Source organism: Pseudomonas sp. TUM22785 (assembly GCF_028198105.1).
Taxonomy (GTDB): Bacteria; Pseudomonadota; Gammaproteobacteria; order Pseudomonadales; family Pseudomonadaceae; genus Metapseudomonas; species Metapseudomonas solani.
This window is the reverse complement of sequence record NZ_CP116239.1, coordinates 2735279-2752384: the sequence shown is the minus strand read 5'-3', so window position 1 is coordinate 2752384 and position 17106 is coordinate 2735279. Positions and strand designations below refer to the sequence as shown.

At 68.0% G+C, this 17106-nt stretch carries 14 protein-coding genes; 9 read left to right on the top strand and 5 right to left on the bottom strand.

The features are described from left to right. The 3 genes from PI990_RS12740 to PI990_RS12730 are packed head-to-tail and all read left to right on the top strand — an operon-like array spanning position 1 to position 4181. Positions 1 to 1302 carry an MFS transporter gene (locus PI990_RS12740; protein ID WP_271660820.1) on the top strand — a complete coding sequence of 434 codons (1302 nt, stop codon included), beginning with the start codon at positions 1 to 3 and terminating at the stop codon, positions 1300 to 1302. Then, complete coding sequence (locus PI990_RS12735; RefSeq protein ID WP_271660819.1) at positions 1299 to 2516, top strand: mandelate racemase/muconate lactonizing enzyme family protein; 1218 nt, start codon at positions 1299 to 1301, stop codon at positions 2514 to 2516. The genes PI990_RS12740 and PI990_RS12735 overlap by 4 nt, the downstream gene beginning before the upstream one ends. A 54-nt stretch (positions 2517 to 2570) precedes the next feature. Next, positions 2571 to 4181 (top strand): GMC family oxidoreductase, encoded by a 1611-nt coding sequence (locus PI990_RS12730; protein WP_271660818.1) that lies wholly within the window; start codon positions 2571 to 2573, stop codon positions 4179 to 4181. Between the two features lie 18 nt (positions 4182 to 4199). Here the strand turns inward: PI990_RS12730 and PI990_RS12725 are convergent, their stop codons facing one another. After that, on the bottom strand, positions 4200 to 5387 hold the full coding sequence (locus PI990_RS12725) for an MFS transporter (RefSeq protein WP_271660817.1): 1188 nt from the start codon (positions 5385 to 5387) through the stop codon (positions 4200 to 4202). Positions 5388 to 5489: 102 nt separating this feature from the next. Between PI990_RS12725 and PI990_RS12720 the strand changes: the two genes are divergently transcribed. From PI990_RS12720 to treS, 3 genes are all read left to right on the top strand, one after another. Further along, on the top strand, positions 5490 to 6272 hold the full coding sequence (locus PI990_RS12720; RefSeq protein ID WP_021222888.1) for an AraC family transcriptional regulator: 783 nt from the start codon (positions 5490 to 5492) through the stop codon (positions 6270 to 6272). A 601-nt stretch (positions 6273 to 6873) separates the two neighbouring features. Then, positions 6874 to 7542: an HAD family hydrolase gene (locus PI990_RS12715; RefSeq protein WP_184491369.1), complete on the top strand. Its 669-nt coding sequence runs from the start codon at positions 6874 to 6876 to the stop codon at positions 7540 to 7542. Positions 7543 to 7632: 90 nt separating this feature from the next. Further along, on the top strand, positions 7633 to 9702 hold the full coding sequence (gene treS / locus PI990_RS12710) for a maltose alpha-D-glucosyltransferase (RefSeq protein ID WP_271660816.1): 2070 nt from the start codon (positions 7633 to 7635) through the stop codon (positions 9700 to 9702). 257 nt (positions 9703 to 9959) lie between these two features. Here the strand turns inward: treS and PI990_RS12705 are convergent, their stop codons facing one another. After that, a complete protein-coding gene (locus PI990_RS12705; protein WP_184491375.1) occupies positions 9960 to 10163 on the bottom strand; it encodes a DUF6021 family protein in 204 nt (67 codons plus the stop codon). A gap of 230 nt (positions 10164 to 10393) precedes the next feature. On the opposite strand from PI990_RS12705, the gene PI990_RS12700 reads away from it, so the two are divergent. From PI990_RS12700 to nirD, 3 genes are all read left to right on the top strand, one after another. After that, positions 10394 to 10681 carry a hypothetical protein gene (locus PI990_RS12700; RefSeq protein ID WP_043246732.1) on the top strand — a complete coding sequence of 96 codons (288 nt, stop codon included), beginning with the start codon at positions 10394 to 10396 and terminating at the stop codon, positions 10679 to 10681. A 414-nt stretch (positions 10682 to 11095) separates the two neighbouring features. Continuing rightward, a complete protein-coding gene (gene nirB, locus PI990_RS12695) occupies positions 11096 to 13654 on the top strand; it encodes a nitrite reductase large subunit NirB (RefSeq protein ID WP_271660815.1) in 2559 nt (852 codons plus the stop codon). After that, the gene (gene nirD / locus PI990_RS12690) at positions 13654 to 14034 is read left to right on the top strand and encodes a nitrite reductase small subunit NirD (RefSeq protein WP_043246736.1); all 381 of its coding nucleotides are present in this window, start codon (positions 13654 to 13656) and stop codon (positions 14032 to 14034) included. Before nirB ends, nirD begins: the two co-directional genes overlap by 1 nt. Positions 14035 to 14049: 15 nt before the next feature. On the opposite strand, the gene PI990_RS12685 is transcribed toward nirD, so the two are convergent. The 3 genes from PI990_RS12685 to PI990_RS12675 form a co-directional block, all read right to left on the bottom strand. Further along, positions 14050 to 15003: an IS1595 family transposase gene (locus PI990_RS12685; protein ID WP_271660814.1), complete on the bottom strand. Its 954-nt coding sequence runs from the start codon at positions 15001 to 15003 to the stop codon at positions 14050 to 14052. A gap of 445 nt (positions 15004 to 15448) precedes the next feature. Then, complete coding sequence (locus PI990_RS12680) at positions 15449 to 16423, bottom strand: sensor domain-containing diguanylate cyclase (protein ID WP_271660813.1); 975 nt, start codon at positions 16421 to 16423, stop codon at positions 15449 to 15451. Positions 16424 to 16516: 93 nt separating this feature from the next. Continuing rightward, entirely contained in the window at positions 16517 to 17095 is a 579-nt protein-coding gene (locus PI990_RS12675) for a hypothetical protein (protein WP_271660812.1), read from the bottom strand. Between the last annotated feature and the right edge of the window lie 11 nt (positions 17096 to 17106).

Genomic DNA, 17106 nt, shown 5'->3' with positions numbered 1-17106 from the left:
ATGTCCAGAACCGCTGCCCAGATCGACGCCGCCCCCGGTACCGGGGAGAACGGCAAGGCCCAACGCTACGTCCAGCTACTCCTGCTGGTACTCGCCGCCGGTGCCATCTACCCCGTCCTCTACCTGCGCCAGGTGTACCAGAGCACCATGCTGGAGGTGTTCGCCATCAGCAACACCGAGCTGGGCTACCTCTACTCCATGCTCGGTACCCTGTTCCTGGTCAGCTACCTGCCCAGCGGCTGGCTCGCCGATCGCCTCGCCCCGCGCCTGTTGATCAGCTTCTCCCTGGTGGCCACCGGCCTCCTGGCGCTCTGGTACTCCACCGCCCCCGGTTTCGACAGCCTGCTGGTGATCTACGCCGGCTGGGGCATCAGCACCGGGCTGACCTTCTGGGCCTCGGTGCTCAAGCGGGTGAAGATGATCGCCCGTACCGACGAGCAGGGCCGCTTCTTCGGCATCCTCGATGGCGGGCGCGGCCTGGTGGAAGCGCTGCTGGCCACGGTCGCCATCGCCCTGTTCGCCTACGCCACCGAGACCCAGGGGCAATCGACCAAGGTCGGCTTCACCCACGTCATCTACCTCTACGCCTTCACCTGCATCCTGCTCGGCGTGCTGATGCTGGGGGTGAAGGACCCGAAACGCGCCGGCCGCGACGCGGCTGACCGCCAGGCCAACAACCTGCTGCAGGACCTGCGCACCCTGGCACGCATCCCCGAGCTCTGGCTGGTGGCTGCCATCGTCTTCTGCGGCTACCACATCTTCTGGGCCACCTACAGCTTCTCCGCCTACCTGCAGGAAGGCGGCTTCGGCCTCAGCGCCGTGATGGCCGGCACCATCACCACCATCAAACTGTGGATGCGCCCCATCGGCGGCATCGGTGGCGGCTACCTGGGCGACCGCTTCTCCAACATCTCGGTGCTGATCGTCGCCCTCGCCCTGGCCACCCTGGGCATGCTCGGCCTGATCCTCCTGCCCGCCCTGCACAACCTTGCCGTACTGGTGGTACTGGTGATCTTCATCGGCCTGCTGACCTACGCTATCCGCGGCCTCTACTGGGCCATCCTCGACAGCTGCCACATCCCCCTGCGCATCACCGGCCTGGCCATCGGCATCATCTCGGTGGTGGGCTACTCCCCGGACGTGTTCATCCCCCTGATCAACGGCTGGATCGCCGATGCCTTCCCCGGCTTCCTCGGCTACCAGATCTACTTTGGCTATATCGCCGCCATCGGCACCCTCGGCGTACTCGCCGCCCTCACCCTGAAGAAACGAATCGGCCACAAGGCAGGCAACCGCCCATGAAGATCATCTCCCTGGAAACCCACGTCGTCGCCGTTCCCCCGCCCCATATCGGCGGCATGTACTGGCTGTTCGTGAAGCTCAAGACCGACTGCGGCATCGAGGGCGTCGGCGAGATCTACGCCGCCACCTTCGACCCCGAAGCCATGGTGCCGGTCATCGAGGACGTGTTCGCCCGCTACCTGCTGGAACAGGACCCGCACCACATCGAGCGCTTCTTCCGCCGCACCTACTCCAGCGGCTTCACCCAGCGCCCGGACCTGACCATGATGGGCGTCGTCTCGGGGCTGGAAATGGCCTGCTGGGACATCATCGGCAAGGCTGCCAACAAGCCGGTGTACGAACTCCTCGGCGGCCTGGTGAACGAGCGCCTGCGCGCCTACACCTACCTCTACCCGGTGAACGCCAAGGGTGAGTACGACTACGACGACCCGGACCTCGCCGCCGAGTGCGCAGTGAAGAACATGGAGCTGGGCTTCACCGCCGTGAAGTTCGACCCCGCCGGCCCCTACACCGCCTTCTCCGGCCACCAGCTCTCTCTCGAAGTGCTGGAGCGCTGCGAAACCTTCTGCCGGAAGATCCGCGAAGCGGTGGGCAACCGCTGCGACCTGCTGTTCGGCACCCACGGGCAGATGGTGCCCTCCTCGGCCATCCGCCTCGCCCAGCGCCTGGAGAAGTACGACCCGCTGTGGTTCGAGGAGCCCATCCCGCCGGGCCAGGAAGCCGCCATGGCCCAGGTGGCGGCGAAGACTTCCATCCCTATCGCCGCCGGCGAGCGGCTGACCACCAAGTACGAGTTCCACAAGCTGCTGGCCGCCGGTGGCGCCTCCATCCTGCAGATGAACGTCGGCCGCTGCGGCGGCCTGCTGGAGGCGAAGAAGATCGCCAGCCTGGCCGAGGCCTACTACGCGCAGATCGCCCCGCACCTCTACAACGGCCCCATCGGCGCCGCCGCCAGCTTCCAGCTGGCCGCCTGCACGCCGAACTTCCTGATCCAGGAAAGCATCGAGACCTGGGGCGGCTTCCACGCCGAGGTGCTGCAGCGGCCGCTGCAGCTGGAGGACGGCTACATCATCCCGTCCCGCGAGCCCGGCCTGGGCGTCGAGCTGAACATGGACGTGGTGCGCGCCCACTCGCCCTATCGCGGCCAGCGCCTGCACCTGCAGATGGCCCCAGACCCCGTGGACGTGCGCGACACCGCGCCGGCCAAGGGCTGACCACGCATTCGCGCCCCCACCGGGGCACCCAACGGACAACGCGGTAATCGATCCATGAAGTACGACTACATCATCGTCGGCGCCGGCTCCGCCGGCTGCATCCTCGCCAACCGCCTCAGCGCCTCCGGCGAGCACTCGGTGCTGCTGCTGGAAGCCGGCGGCAAGGACAGTTCCCCCTGGTTCAAGGTGCCGGTGGGCTTCGCCAAGATGTACTACAACCCCACCTACAACTGGATGTACTACAGCGAGCCCGAGAAGCAGCTGGCCGGCCGCCGCATCTACGCACCGCGCGGCAAGGTGCAGGGCGGCTCCGGCTCGATCAACGCGATGATCTACGTGCGCGGCCAGCCCCACGACTTCGACGACTGGGCAGCCGGCGGCAACGACGGCTGGTCGTTCAAGGAGGTGCTGCCCTACTTCCGCAAGCTGGAAAGCCACCCCCTGGGCGACACCGCGTACCACGGCGCCGACGGCCCCATCCACATCAGCCCCATGAAGGGCCACACCCACCCCATCTGCGACACCTTCATCGAAGGCTGCCAGCAACTGGGCTACGGGCGCAGCGAGGACTTCAACGGCAAGGACTTCGAAGGCGCCGGGCTCTACGACGTCAACACCCGCAACGGCCAGCGCTGCTCCAGCAGCTTCGCCTACCTGCACCCGGTGCTGGGCCGGCCGAACCTGACCATCGAGCACCACGCCCTGGCCCAGCGCCTGCTGTTCGACGCCCAGGGCCGGGTCACCGGCGTGGTGGTCAGCCAGCATGGCGTAGAGCGCAGCTTCAGCGCGGGCAAGGAAGTGATACTGGCGGCCGGAGCGGTGGACACGCCCAAGCTGCTGCAGCTCTCCGGCATCGCCGACCGCGAGCTGCTGGCCCGCCACGGCATCCCCCTGGTGCACGACCTGCCGGCCGTGGGCCGCAACCTGCAGGACCACCTCTGCGTCAGCTACTACTACAAGGCCAACGTGCCCACCCTCAACGACGAGCTGAGCTCGCTGCTGGGCCAGGTGAAGCTGGGCATCCAGTACCTGCTGACGCGCAAGGGCGCGCTGTCCATGAGCGTGAACCAGGCCGGCGGCTTCTTCCGCAGCGACGCGCAGCAGGCGCACCCGAACCTGCAGCTCTACTTCAACCCGCTGTCGTACCAGATCCCCAAGAACAACAAGGCCAGCCTCAAGCCAGAGCCCTATTCAGGCTTCCTGCTGTGCTTCAACCCATGCCGCCCCACCAGCCGAGGCAGCATCGAGATCGCCTCGAAGGACCCGGCCGACGCGGCGCTGATCCGCCCCAACTACCTGAGCACGCAGAAGGACATCGACGAAGCCATCCAGGGCAGCCGGCTGATCCGCACGATCATGGCCGCCCCGGCGCTCAAGGCGATCACGGTGGAAGAAGTGCTGCCCGGCCCTGCGGTGGACGACGACGAGGCCATGCTGCAGTACTTCCGCGAGAACTCCGGCTCCATCTACCACCTGTGCGGCTCCTGCGCGATGGGCGCCGACCCGCGCACCTCGGTGGTGGACGCGCGGTTGCGGGTGCATGGCGTCGAGGGGCTGCGCATCGTCGATGCCTCGATCTTCCCCAACGTCACCTCGGGCAACACCAACGCCGCGGTGATGATGGTGGCGGAGAAAGGTGCCGACCTGATCCTCGCCGACGCCTAGCGGAGGGAGGGCGCGGAACTAGCCGATCTGCCGCACTCGGCCCGCCAGCAGCCCGGCCACCGCCATGGCCAGGGACAGCGCCAGGCACAGGGCCAGCGCCAGGCCCCAGCCGCCGGCAGCGTCGTGCAGGCGGCCCATCAGCGGTGGGCCGAAGGCGGCCAGCAGGTAGCCCACGCACTGCACCATGCCGGAGAGCGCGGCGGCCTGCTGGGGGTTGCCGGCGCGCAGGCTGATGAAGGTCAGGCCGAGGATGATCACCGCGCCCGCCCCGGCGCCGAAGAGCATGGCCCAGAGGATCGACCAGCCCGGCGCCAGCATCAGGCCGAGCAGCCCGATGGCGGCCAGCAGAGCCATGGCCAGGGCGATGAGGCGCTGGTCCTTCATGCGGTTGACCAGCGGCGCCAGCATCAGCCCCGGCAACGCCGATGCCAGCTGCAGCAGGCCGTGGGCGGTGCCCGACTCGGCCGGGGAATAGCCGGCGTTGGCCATGATCGACGGCAGCCAGCCCACCAGCACGTAGTAGAGGAAGGAGTTGATGCCCATGAACAGGGTGATCTGCCAGGCCAGCGCGGAACGCCAGATGGGCCCGCCATGCAGCGGCCCGGGCGTGCCCTGGGCCGGCGCACTGTGCTGGGCGAGCTGCGGGCTCCACGCCGCCATCGCCAGCAGCGGCAGGACGATCACCGCGCCCAGCGCCAGGCGCCAGCCGTGCTCCGCGCCCTCGGCCAGGGGCACCGCGACCATGGAGGCCAGGGCGGCGGCGACGCCCATGGTCACCGCGTAGGCGCCGGTGAGGCTGGCGATGTTGTTGGGGAAATCGCGCTTGAGCAGGCTCGGCAGCAGCACGTTGCCCACGGCGATGCCGGAGCCGATCACCCAGGTGCCCAGGTACAGGCACCAGACCGCACCCAGCGAACGCAGCACGATGCCGCCGGCGATGAGGATCAGCGCGCCGAACAGGGTGGGCTCCAGGCCGTATTCCCGCGCCAGCATGGCGGAGAACGGCGAGATCAGGGCGAAGGCCAGCAGCGGCAGCGTGGTGAGGATGCCGGCCTCGGCGTTGGACAGGCCGAACTCCGGCTGGATCAGCCCCAGCAACGGGGCCACGCCGGTCACGGGGGCACGCAGGTTGGCGGCGATCAGCAGGATGCCGAGGATCAGCAGCGCGGGGCGCGCGACCGAAGCGGTGAAGGTGCGGGTGTTCATGGACAGGGCCAGCGAAGGGAAAGCCGCTACGTTACGGCCTACTCCCGCCGACTGAATCTGGATATATTGCCGATCTATTTTCAAATCCGGCCAGAATTCGCCATGTCACTGGAACGCGCCCTGCGCATCGACCCGGACCTCTCCCACAGCCCCGCCGTGGCGATGAAGGTGGACACCTCCGACAGCCGCAGCGAAGCGCCCATGCACAGCCACCGCAAGGGCCAGCTGATCATCGCCCTGCGCGGCGGCCTCACCTGCGAGGTGCCCAACGCCATGTTGATGGTGCCGCCGCAATGCGCCATCTGGCTGCCTGGCGGCACGCCCCACAGCAACCGTGCCACGGCCAATGCACACATCTGGTTCCTCTTCGTCGAACCCGGCTGCGCCGAGCTGCCGGACGAGTGCTGCACCCTGAGCATCACCCCGCTGCTGCGCGAAGGCATCCGTCACCTGGCCGAGCTGCCCTGGGACTACCCGCCTGGCAGCGCCACCGACCACCTGGTGCGCTTCCTCCTCGCCGAACTGGCGCGCATGCCCCGCGAGCGGCACCTGCTGCCGATTTCCGACGACCCGCGCATCCGCCTGATCGCCCAGGCCCTGGCCGACGACCCGGCCGACCGCGGCACCCTGGCGCAATGGGCCGCGCGGGTGGCCATGAGCGAACGCAGCCTGGCGCGCCTGGTGCTGAAGGAAACCGGCCTCAGCTTCGGCCGCTGGCGCCAGCAACTGCACCTGCTGATCGCCCTGCGCCTGCTGGCCGGCGGCGCCTCGGTGCAATGGGTCTCGGGGGAGCTGGGCTACGAATCGGTGAGCGCCTTCATCACCATGTTCAAGAAGGCCCTGGGCATGCCGCCAGCCCGCTACTTCGCCGCGCTGGAGGGCTAGAAAGCCACTGTCGTGTTGCACCCGACCTACAGCCGATTCGTTCCGGTGGATGGCCCGTAGCCCGGGCTTCAGCCCGGGGTTTCAATCGACCCCGCCTGGTGGATGAAAACAGCGTCATCCACCCTACCCGCGCCGGATATGCACGCGCCCGAAAGCCGCACCGTCCGTAGGGTGGACCACGCTCCACCGGTCCACCAAGCGCGGCCAGGCGTGGCACCCAAGCCCGGCCCCAGCCCCCGATCGTGGGAGCGAATTCATTCGCGAAAAGCAGCCCCGCGCCCGGGCATCGGTCCGGGGTCAAAATCGGCTCCGATCGGTGGATGAAAAGAGCGTCATCCACCCTACCCGCACCGGATATGCACGCGCCCGAAATCCACACCGTCGTAGGGTGGACCACGCTTCACCGGTCCACCAAGCGTGGCACCCAGGCTCGACCCCAGCCCCCGATCGTAGGAGCGAATTCATTCGCGAAAAGCAGGCCGACGCCGGGCATCGGTCCGGGGGTCAAGATCAGCGCCGCCCCTGCCCGTCCCCCTTGGCGCAGCCCGCCCGCGAATGCGATTCTGTCGCCCGTCCTGCAGCAGTCATCGGGGGAGAGGCAATGGACGCAGCACGCATCGAAGGTTTCCTGCTGGATCTGGACGGCACCCTGGTGGATACCGAGAGCATCAACCTGGCGAGCACCGTGGCCGCCATCGAGGCCCTGGGCCTGGTGGGCGCCGCCGAGCTGTGCGAGGCGCTGGTGGGCATCGACTGGCCGGCCTACCGCCAACGCCTGTTCGACCACTACGGCGATGACTTCCCGCTCAAGGACTTCGGCGCCGCCTACTTCGCCCACAAGGCGAAGATCATGGAGAACGGCCTGCCGCTCAAGGCTGGCGTGGTGCCGCTGCTGGAAGCCATGCGCGCCAGCGGCCGGCCCATGGCCATCGCCACCTCCTCCGGCCGCGAGACCGCCGAGGAGCACCTGGAGCTGGGTGGCATCGCCCACTACTTCGATGCCGTCGCCACCCGTGACGACGTGCCCCTGGGCAAGCCCGACCCGGCCCTGTACCTGCTCGCCGCCCGGCATATCGACCGCCGCCCCGACCATTGCCTGGCCATCGAGGACTCCATCCCCGGCGTCGCCGCTGCCCACGCCGCCGGCGTGCCGACGCTGATGGTGCCGGACCTGCGCCAGCCGCCCGAGGCGACCCGCGCCCTGTGCCTGGACGTGCTGCCGAGCCTGGTGCAGGTGCTGGAATTGCTCAGGCGCCAGGGCGTGGTCTGAGATCACCTGAACAAAGCCCGCGCTACGCCGCTCTCAACAAGGGAAGTGCCGCCGGCCGGTTCCCGGTGGCCACCCACCCGGGAGCGAGCGATGCCTACCCACGACAGCGACCAGGTCACCTGGCTGGTCGAACATTCCATGCTCGAAACCGCGCGCCAGCGTGCGCGTCTCTACGCCGGCCAGCCGCGCCTGTGGCAGCACCCCTATGCGCAGACGCGCCCGCGCAGCGTCACAGCCGTGGCCTCGGTCTGGGTGACCGTCTACCCCGCCTCGATCATCACCGCCGAGGGCGGCTCGGTGCTCCAGGCCCTGGGGGACGAACGCCTTTGGGCGGCCTTCTCCGACCTGGGCATCCAGGGCATCCACACCGGGCCGCTGAAGCGCTCCGGCGGGCTGCGCGGGCGTGACTACACCCCCACCGTGGACGGCAACTTCGACCGCATCGGCCTGGATATCGACCCGAGCTTCGGCACCGACGAACAGCAGGTGCACCTCAGCCGCGTGGCCGCCGCCCACAACGCGGTGACCATCGACGACACCATTCCCGCCCACACCGGCAAGGGCGCCGACTTCCGCCTGGCGGAGATGGCCTACGGCGACTACCCCGGCATCTACCACATGGTGGAGATCCAGGAAGCCGACTGGCCGTTGCTGCCGGAAGTGCCCGAAGGGCGCGACGCCGTGAACCTGTCGCCGGAGACGGTGGACGCCCTGCGCGACCGCAACTACCTGGTGGGCCAGTTGCAACGGGTGATCTTCTTCGAGCCCGGGGTCAAGGAAACCGACTGGAGCGCCACGCTGCCGGTGCAGGGCGTGGACGGCAAGCTGCGGCGCTGGGTGTACCTGCACTACTTCAAGGAGGGCCAGCCGTCGCTGAACTGGCTGGACCCGACCTTCGCCGCGCAGCAGCTGATCATCGGCGACGCCCTGCACTCTATCGACGTGCTCGGTGCCCGTGTGCTGCGCCTGGATGCCAACGGCTTCCTCGGCGTCGAGCGGCGCGCCCAGGGCAACGCCTGGTCGGAGAGCCACCCGCTGTCGGTCACCGGCAACCAGTTGCTCGGCGGCATGATCCGCAAGGCCGGCGGCTTCAGCTTCCAGGAGCTGAACCTGACCCTGGACGACATCGCCGCCATGTCCCAGGGCGGCGCCGACCTCTCCTACGACTTCATCACCCGGCCCGCTTACCAACACGCGCTGCTCACCGGCGACACCGAGTTCCTGCGCCTGATGCTCAACCAGATGCACGCCTTCGGCATCGACCCGGCCTCGCTGATCCACGCCCTGCAGAACCACGACGAGCTGACCCTGGAGCTGGTGCACTTCTGGACCCTGCACGCCAACGACACCTATGTGTTCAAGGGCCAGAGCCTGCCGGGGTCCATCCTCCGCGAGCACATCCGCAGCGAGATGTACGAGCGCCTGGCCGGCAAGGATGCGCCCTACAACCTGAAGTTCGTCACCAACGGCGTGGCCTGCACCACGGTGAGCATCATCACCGCCGCCCTGGGTATCACCGACCTCGACGCCATCGGCCCGGCGGACATCGCGCGCATCCGCCAGGTGCACCTGTTGCTGCTGATGTTCAACGCCATGCAGCCGGGCATCGTCGCCCTCTCCGGCTGGGACCTGGTGGGCGCCCTGCCCCTGGCGCCCGAACAGGTGGAGGCATTGCTGGCCGACGGCGACACCCGCTGGATCCACCGTGGCGCCTACGACCTGGCCGACCTCGACCCCAGCGCCGAACGCTCCAGCGAGGGCCTGCCCAAGGCCCGCAGCCTCTACGGCAGCCTGGTAGAGCAGCTGCAGGACCCGGACTCCTTCGCCGCCCAGGCCCGGCGCATGCTGGCGGTACGCCGCGCCTACGGGGTGGCGTCGAGCCGGCAGATCCTCATCCCCGAGACGCAGCACCCGGCGCTGCTGGTGATGGTCCACGAGCTGCCGGCCGGCCGCGGCATCCAGGTCACCGCGCTGAACTTCGGCGCCGAGCCGCTGAGCGAGGTCATCGTCCTGCCCAACGTCCCGCCGGGCCCGGTGGTGGACATGATCAACGAGCGCCTGGAAGGCGACCTCACCGAACAGGGCGAACTGCGCCTGGAACTGGATGGCTACGAAGGGCTGGCCCTGCGCGTGGTGACCCATGCGCCATTGGGCATGTAGGACGGGGTACGGCGCCTACTCGGGCGTACGACGTAGGAGCGAGCTCTGCTCGCGAAGCCCTCATCCACCACCGCTCCCGGGCTGAAGCCCGGGCTACGGGGCGACCTGTTAATCGCTGTGCGCGGGATCGTCGGGTTGCACCCGACCTACGCCACCGAATGCCCGTCCGGGACGCGGACGTAGGAGCGAGCTCTGCTCGCGAAGCGCTCATCCACCACCACTCCCGGGCTGAAGCCCGGGCTACGGGCATGCGCGGCTCAATCGTAGGGCGGGTATTGCTTGCCCGGCGCACGGGGCTTGGCGGGCCGGGCACTGTCGGTGGGGATGCGCGGCGGCGTGGGTGGGTCGATCTGCGGGTCGGCCAGGTCCGGGGAGTCCGGGTCGAAGCCCAGCTCGTCGCCGGCCGTGGGTTGCTCCTGGGCCTTGTCGGTGGCTTTCGGGTAGCCGGGCAGGCCACGCATGTCTCCCTGCGAGTCACGCCGGGGCCAGTTTCGCGGTTCGGTTTTCGCCTGTTGGGTCATGATGCCTCTCCTCTAGGGCTGTAGAGGGTTCGAGGGGCGATGCCGGGCCGGGTTCGACCTGGCTGACGTGCGGGGCGCGTTTTTTTCGCCGCCATCCATGGCCGCGCACCCGGCGCTGGCATACCCTAGCGGCCTTCCGGCCTCGCGCCTTCCCCTGTTGGAGATCCCCCATGTACCAGGACACCGTCACCCTGACCGTCAGCGCCGAACACCACGGCCGCGAGAACGAGGCGGTGGACAACGCCGCCGTGGATGTCGGCCTGGAGACCGTCACCCCCGGCGTGATGAAGGTGCATTTCAACGGCCAGTTGGCCGCCCCGGACGAGCCCACCCATGTGTGCATCACCCTGAACAACGGCCTGTCCTACTACGGCCCGATCACCGGTGGCGACGCCAATGCCGAAGGCGGCTGGCTGAGCTTCGAATGCGACATGCTCGACCCCGAACTGCTCAAGTGACCACCCCGGCGCGCTGCTCCAAAAAAGGGACGAGCGCGCCGACCCGCCCCGTTATGGTTCAGCCAGCCGCCACCGCAGCGGGCTGAATCCGCACCACCGCCAACGCCCCTCGCAACACTGCATTCCTTGCCCCGCAAGGGCTGCATCCCCCTCGCGCACCCGCCGCCCCGTCACCTGGCATGCAACCTGCTTTTGCTCCCTCGGCACTGAGGGGACAACCCCGCAGGAGCCTCCCGGGCGGTCGCCGATGACCCACCCACCGGGACGGAGGGCCAGGGCAACGACGCCCGCGCGGCCCTTCCGCACACCACACGAACACCAGGCAAAGGCGCCTGGAGCCGCTAGACGGTTCCAGGCGTTTTTTTTGCGTTTTTTTCCGCACGCCCCGGCAGCGGCTTCGACAGAGGAAGGCACATGAACGCCATCGTCACCCCGATCAACAGCGAGATCCTGGTCGTCATCGGCAACGGCATGGTCGGTCACCACTGCGTGGAGCAGTTGATCGAACGCGGTGCCCTGGCGCGCTACCAGGTGCACGTCTACGGCGAGGAGCGCCAGCGCGCCTACGACCGCGTGCACCTCTCCGAATACTTCGCCGGCAAGGATGCCGAAGCCCTGGCCATGGGCGACGCCGGCCTCTATGCCCGCCACGGCGTGCACCTGCACCTGGGCGAGGCGGTGCTGGAGATCGACCGCGAGCGCCGCGAGGTGGTCACCGCAACGGGCCGCCAGCCTTACGACCGCCTGGTGCTGGCCACCGGCTCCTACCCCTTCGTACCGCCGATCCCCGGAGCCGAGGGCCGCTCGCGCCTGGTCTACCGCACCCTGGACGACCTGGACGGCATCCGCGAGGCCGCCGCCAGCGCCCGCCGTGGCGTGGTGGTGGGCGGTGGCCTGCTGGGCCTGGAGGCCGCCAACGCGCTGAAATCCCTGGGCCTGGAAGCCCACGTGGTGGAGTTCGCCCCCCGGCTGATGCCCGTGCAGCTGGATGCCGACGGCGGCGCCGCCCTGCGCGCCCGCATCGAAGCCCTGGGCGTGGGCGTGCACCTGTCGCGCGCCACCCAGGAGATCGTCGTCGGCGAGGAATACGCCTACCGCATGCAGTTCAATGACGGCGAATTCCTCGAAACCGACCTGATCGTCTTCTCTGCCGGCATCCGCCCCCAGGACGCCCTCGGCCGCGCCGCCGGCCTGGAGGTGGCGCCGCGCGGCGGCGTGGTGATCGACAACGACTGCCGCACCAGCGACCCGGCGATCTTCGCCATCGGCGAGTGCGCCTCCTGGAACGGCAGCGTCTTCGGCCTGGTCGCCCCCGGCTACAGCATGGCGCGCAACCTCGCCGCGCTGCTGGCCGGCCAGCCCCACGAGCCCTTCACCGGCGCCGACATGTCCACCAAGCTCAAGCTGCTGGGGGTGGACGTGGGCTCCATCGGCGATGCCCACGCCGCCACCCCCGGCGCGCGCAGCTACCGTTTCATCGACGAAGCCAGCGCCAGCTATCGGCGCCTGGTGGTCTCCGCCGACGGCCAGCACGTGCTGGGCGCGGTGCTGGTGGGGGACAACAGCTACTACGACACCCTGCTGCAATACGCGCAGAACGGCATCAAGCTGCCGGCGGAGCCCTCGGGCCTGATCCTGCCCCTCGGCGACGCCGCGCCGACCCTGGGCGCCGACGCCCTGCCCGCCAGCGCGACCATCTGCTCGTGCCACAACGTCAGCAAGGGCGCGGTGTGCTGCGCGGTAGACGCCGGCTGCACCGACCTCGGCGAACTCAAGGCGCAGACCAAGGCGGCCACCGGCTGCGGCGGTTGCAGCGCCCTGCTCAAGCAGGTGTTCGAGCACGAGCTGAGCGCCCGGGGCGTGGCCGTGGACAAGAGCCTGTGCGAACACTTCGCCCACACCCGCCAGGAGCTCTACGCACTGGTGCGGGTGGAGGGCATCCAAACCTTCGAGGAACTGCTGGCCCGCCACGGCCGTGGCCACACCGGCTGCGACACCTGCAAGCCGGCGGTGGGCTCGATCCTCGCCTCCTGCTGGAACCAGTCCATCACCGACCCGGCGCTGGTGCCGCTGCAGGACACCAACGACACCTTCATGGCCAACATGCAGAAGAACGGCACCTACTCCATCGTGCCGCGCATCGCCGGGGGCGAGATCACCCCGGACAAGCTCATCGTCCTCGGCCAGGTGGCGAAGAAGTACGACCTTTACACCAAGATCACCGGCGGCCAGCGCATCGACCTGTTCGGCGCCCAACTGCACGAGCTGCCGGCTATCTGGGGCGAGCTGATCGCCGCCGGCTTCGAGACCGGCCACGCCTACGGCAAGTCCCTGCGCACGGTGAAGTCCTGCGTCGGCAGCACCTGGTGCCGCTACGGCGTGCAGGACAGCGTGGCCATGGCCCTGCACCTGGAGAACCGCTACAAGGGCCTGCGCTCGCCGCACAAGATCAAGTTCGCCGTCTCCGGCTGCACCCGCGAATGCGCCGAGGCACAGAGCAAGGACATCGGCGTGATCGCCACCGAGAAGGGCTGGAACCTCTACATCTGCGGCAACGGCGGCATGCGCCCGCGCCACGCCGAGCTGTTCGCCACCGACCTCGATGACGAGGGCCTGGTGCGCGCCATCGACCGCGTGCTGATGTTCTACGTGCGCACCGCCGACAAGCTGCAGCGCACCTCGGTGTGGCGCGAGAACCTGGAAGGCGGGCTGGACTACCTCAAGGCGGTGATCCTCGACGACAGCCTGGGCCTGGGCGCCGAGCTGGAGGCGCAGATGCAGCTGGTGGTGGACCGCTACGAATGCGAATGGGCCAACGCCCTGAAGGACCCGGAGAAGCTTAAGCGCTTCCGCACCTTCGTCAACGACCGGCGCGGCGACCCGGACATCCACTTCGTCCAGGAACGCGGCCAGCGCCGGCCGATCAGCGCACGCGAACTCCACCTGATCCCCGTCACCGAGGAGGCACTCTGATGAGCCCATCCAACGCCCTGCAACTCGACACCTCCACTGCCACCCAATGGCGCCCGCTGTGCAGCCGCCACGACCTGGTGGCCAACTCTGGCGTGGTCGCCTGGCTCGACGGCGAGCAGGTCGCCCTCTTCCACCTGCCCCAGGCGGACGGCGAGCGCGTCTTCGCCCTCGACAACCGCGACCCGAAATCCGGCGCCAACGTCATCGGCCGCGGCATCGTCGGCCAGCTCAAGGGCGACCTGGTGATCGCCTCGCCGCTGTACAAGCAGCACTTCCGCCTGGAAGACGGCAGCTGCCTGGAATACCCCGAACAACGCCTGCGCACCTGGCCGGTACGGGTCAACGGCGATGCGGTGGAAGTGGCGATAGACACGCTGTAGGGGCGAATTCATTGGCTATGTCTGCGTTAGCTGTTGCACTGGATAGTCGCCGAGCGATTCCTTCATACAAATCAAAGGGTTGAGATCATTTCCATAACGCTCAAGCAGCCGTCGCCAGCCCAGGTAGTTCTCCAGGTACTTGGTCGCAACACCGTTGAAGCGCTTCATCCAGAGCTTCAAGCGGCCGTGATAGGCGTTGACGTTCTGGATGTGAAAGGCGCCATCGGTGCGGCGCTTCTGGCGCAGATTCACGCGATGGTGGGTAATGCCCTCTGCCTTGGCGAAGCTCTGGTAGATCGCGGCGCTGTCCGTGCACAGCACCGCGTCGGGATCGAGCAACGGCCGTAGCACTTCACCTACGTGCGCGGCATTGAGTTGTTTCAACTGGAAGTCGGCGTGCTGCCCACTCCGATCACGTACCACCAGGACCGGGATCTGCTCGGCCGTGAATCCTTTGCGCCGTGCTCTGCCCCCGCGCTTGCGGGCCTCGCGTGACAGGTTGCGCTGACCTTTGAATGACTCCAGGAAGAAGGTCTCGTCGGCCTCGACGATCCCTGATTCGTGCTGCGCTCGATGCTCGGCGATCAAGCGCAAGAAACGGTGCCTCCAGCGGAATGCGGTGTTCTTGTGAACCTCGCAATGTTCAGCGGCTTTGCGCACCGTCAGGCTTTTCACCATGGCTTCGGCATAGCGCCCCCAACACTCCCGATGACGCAGTCGAGCCAATGGCGTGCCCGTCAGCGCATTGCACGTGCGCCTGCAGGTTCGGCATCGGTAGCGGGCCAAGCCGTGACTGGAACCCCATGGGCGTAAGGCCGTGGCTTGGCAGTGGGGGCAATGCTCGGGAGGCTCCAGCGCCTCCGCCAGCATGCCCTGGGGGCAGGACAGCTGTGTTTGAAGCTGATCCCGCTGGGTTTGGTTGAGCTGAGTCAGGCGAGATAGCCAGCTCCGAAACTCTGTCGCACGCATGGCAGACCTCCTGAAAGAGATGCCGTAACGACAAGTCTAGAAGCTAGCAACACTTAACGCAGACAGAGCCAATGAATTCGCACAGGGCGTAGGTCGGGTGAAACCCGGCAACCACGGCGCGTCGCCACCCACCGTCGTGGGCGAATTCATTCGCGAAATGGGTGAACCCCGCTGCGTTGGGCCTCGCTGCGCTCGGCGCCAACCTACGGTCTACGCCGTGCCTGATGTAGCCCGGGCTTCAGCCCGGGAATGGAACGGAGCACGTAGGTCGGGTGAAACCCGGCGATCCAGGCACGGCGCCACACGCGGGTTGCACCCGCCCTACGGGGCCACTCCGTGCCTCGGCCTAGCGTCGTGGGAGCGAATTTATTCGCGAAATGGGCGAGCGCCGATGCGTTGGGCCTCGCTGCGCTCGGCGCCAACCTACGGGCGGGAGCGCAGCCGTTCAGGCGGTTCCGCCCTGCTCCTGCTGGGCGTCGGCGTCCAGCCATTGGCCGGCTTCGAAGCGGTTGCGGCCGCCCTGTTTGGCGCGGTAGAGCAGGCGGTCGACGGCTTCGACGAAGGTCAGGGCGCGGTCGTGGCGGGTGGGGATGATGGTGCCGACGCCGAGGCTGATGGTGAGCAGCGAGGCGACGCCGGACTTCTCGTGGGGGATGCAGCGCTCGCGCAGCAGGCGGCGGCAGCGTTCGGCCACCTGGCGAGCGGCGTCGGCGTCGGTTTCCGGGAGGATGAGCACGAATTCCTCGCCACCGAAGCGCCCCACCAGGTCCCGTGGGCGGTTGGCGGCGGCGGTGAGCGCCTGGCCGACGCTCTTCAGGCAGTCGTCGCCCTGGATATGGCCGTAGTGGTCGTTGTACTGCTTGAAGTAGTCGATATCGAGGAGGATCAGCGAGAGCGGCTGCAGGGTGCGCTGGGCGTTGGCCCACTCCACGTCCAGGGTCGAGTCGACCATGCGCCGGTTGGCGACGCCGGTGAGGCCGTCCTTGTAGGAGTACTCCTCCAGCTGCTTCTGCAACTCCACCAGCTTCTGCTCGGCGTGCTTGCGCTCGCTGATGTCGAACATGAAGCCGATCAGCGCTTCCACCTCGCCCGCCTCGTCGCGCATCACGTGCACCACGTCGCGTATCCACACGTAGTCGCCGGCGGCGGTCAGGGCGCGGTAGTCGGCTTCATGGTCGGTACCGGCCTGGGATTGGGAGACGCAGAAGGCGACCACCGCGTCGCGGTCTTCGGGGTGCATGCGCTCGGCCCAGTCGTTGACCCCGACCCAGCTCGCCGGGCTCCAGCCCAGCAGGGTTTCGATCTGCGGGCCGATGTAGGCGAAGGTCATGGTCTTCCAATCGATTTTCCAGGGGATCGCCTTGGTGGATTCCAGCAACGTCTTGTAGACCGCGTTGGTGGTTTCGACTTCTTCTCTCATGACGGTTGATCTCGGCGACTGCGTGATGGCCTATCGCCTCTTATACAGGCGTGCAAAGCCCGCCAACAGGGCGTTTGGTCGGTTTTGATCGGCCTATTTGCCGGCGGAGAGGCGGTAGCGCGCCAGGTCGGACGCCGAGAGCACGCGCATCTGTCGGGGGTCGATGCGTTGCATGTCTTCCAGCAGGCTGGGCGGGATGTTCATTTCCTTGAAGTAGGCGGCGGAGTTGTAGCGCACGCCCTTGTACAGCGCCTGGTCGCGGGAGGAGTCGCCGTGGGCGTAGTACGGGCGGTGCAGGCCCACCGAGCCGCGCACCATCTTGCCGCGCCCGGCGGCCAGCAGGTAGACGCAGGTGCCCTGGCACAGGCCGGTGGACGGCACCAGCGCGTCGAAGCCGGTTTCGCGCAGCAGGCGGCCCATGCGGATGGCCTCCGGCACGCTGCCGCCGATGCTGTCGAGGATGACGATCTTGCGCGCGAACTTGCCGGGGTGGCCGAGCACCCCCTTCATCAGTGCGTCGTAGTCGCCGGGGGCGATGTCTTCGGAAACCTTGGCCACCAGCATGGGGCCGCTCTTGTGCTGCACGGCCCCCACCTCGACCCGGGCGAAGGCGGCGGCCGAGCAGAGGGTGGCGATGCCGAGGACGGCGAGCCGAAACGACGAGCTGATCATGGAGCGAAAAC

Coding starts and splice junctions, on each gene's coding strand:
- PI990_RS12740 (WP_271660820.1), top strand. CDS start 1: ATGTCCAGAACCGCTGCCCAGATCGACGCCGCCCCCGGTACCGGGGAG.
- PI990_RS12735 (WP_271660819.1), top strand. CDS start 1,299: ATGAAGATCATCTCCCTGGAAACCCACGTCGTCGCCGTTCCCCCGCCC.
- PI990_RS12730 (WP_271660818.1), top strand. CDS start 2,571: ATGAAGTACGACTACATCATCGTCGGCGCCGGCTCCGCCGGCTGCATC.
- PI990_RS12725 (WP_271660817.1), bottom strand. CDS start 5,387: ATGAACACCCGCACCTTCACCGCTTCGGTCGCGCGCCCCGCGCTGCTG.
- PI990_RS12720 (WP_021222888.1), top strand. CDS start 5,490: ATGTCACTGGAACGCGCCCTGCGCATCGACCCGGACCTCTCCCACAGC.
- PI990_RS12715 (WP_184491369.1), top strand. CDS start 6,874: ATGGACGCAGCACGCATCGAAGGTTTCCTGCTGGATCTGGACGGCACC.
- treS (WP_271660816.1), top strand. CDS start 7,633: ATGCCTACCCACGACAGCGACCAGGTCACCTGGCTGGTCGAACATTCC.
- PI990_RS12705 (WP_184491375.1), bottom strand. CDS start 10,163: ATGCGTGGCCTGCCCGGCTACCCGAAAGCCACCGACAAGGCCCAGGAG.
- PI990_RS12700 (WP_043246732.1), top strand. CDS start 10,394: ATGTACCAGGACACCGTCACCCTGACCGTCAGCGCCGAACACCACGGC.
- nirB (WP_271660815.1), top strand. CDS start 11,096: ATGAACGCCATCGTCACCCCGATCAACAGCGAGATCCTGGTCGTCATC.
- nirD (WP_043246736.1), top strand. CDS start 13,654: ATGAGCCCATCCAACGCCCTGCAACTCGACACCTCCACTGCCACCCAA.
- PI990_RS12685 (WP_271660814.1), bottom strand. CDS start 15,003: ATGCGTGCGACAGAGTTTCGGAGCTGGCTATCTCGCCTGACTCAGCTC.
- PI990_RS12680 (WP_271660813.1), bottom strand. CDS start 16,423: ATGAGAGAAGAAGTCGAAACCACCAACGCGGTCTACAAGACGTTGCTG.
- PI990_RS12675 (WP_271660812.1), bottom strand. CDS start 17,095: ATGATCAGCTCGTCGTTTCGGCTCGCCGTCCTCGGCATCGCCACCCTC.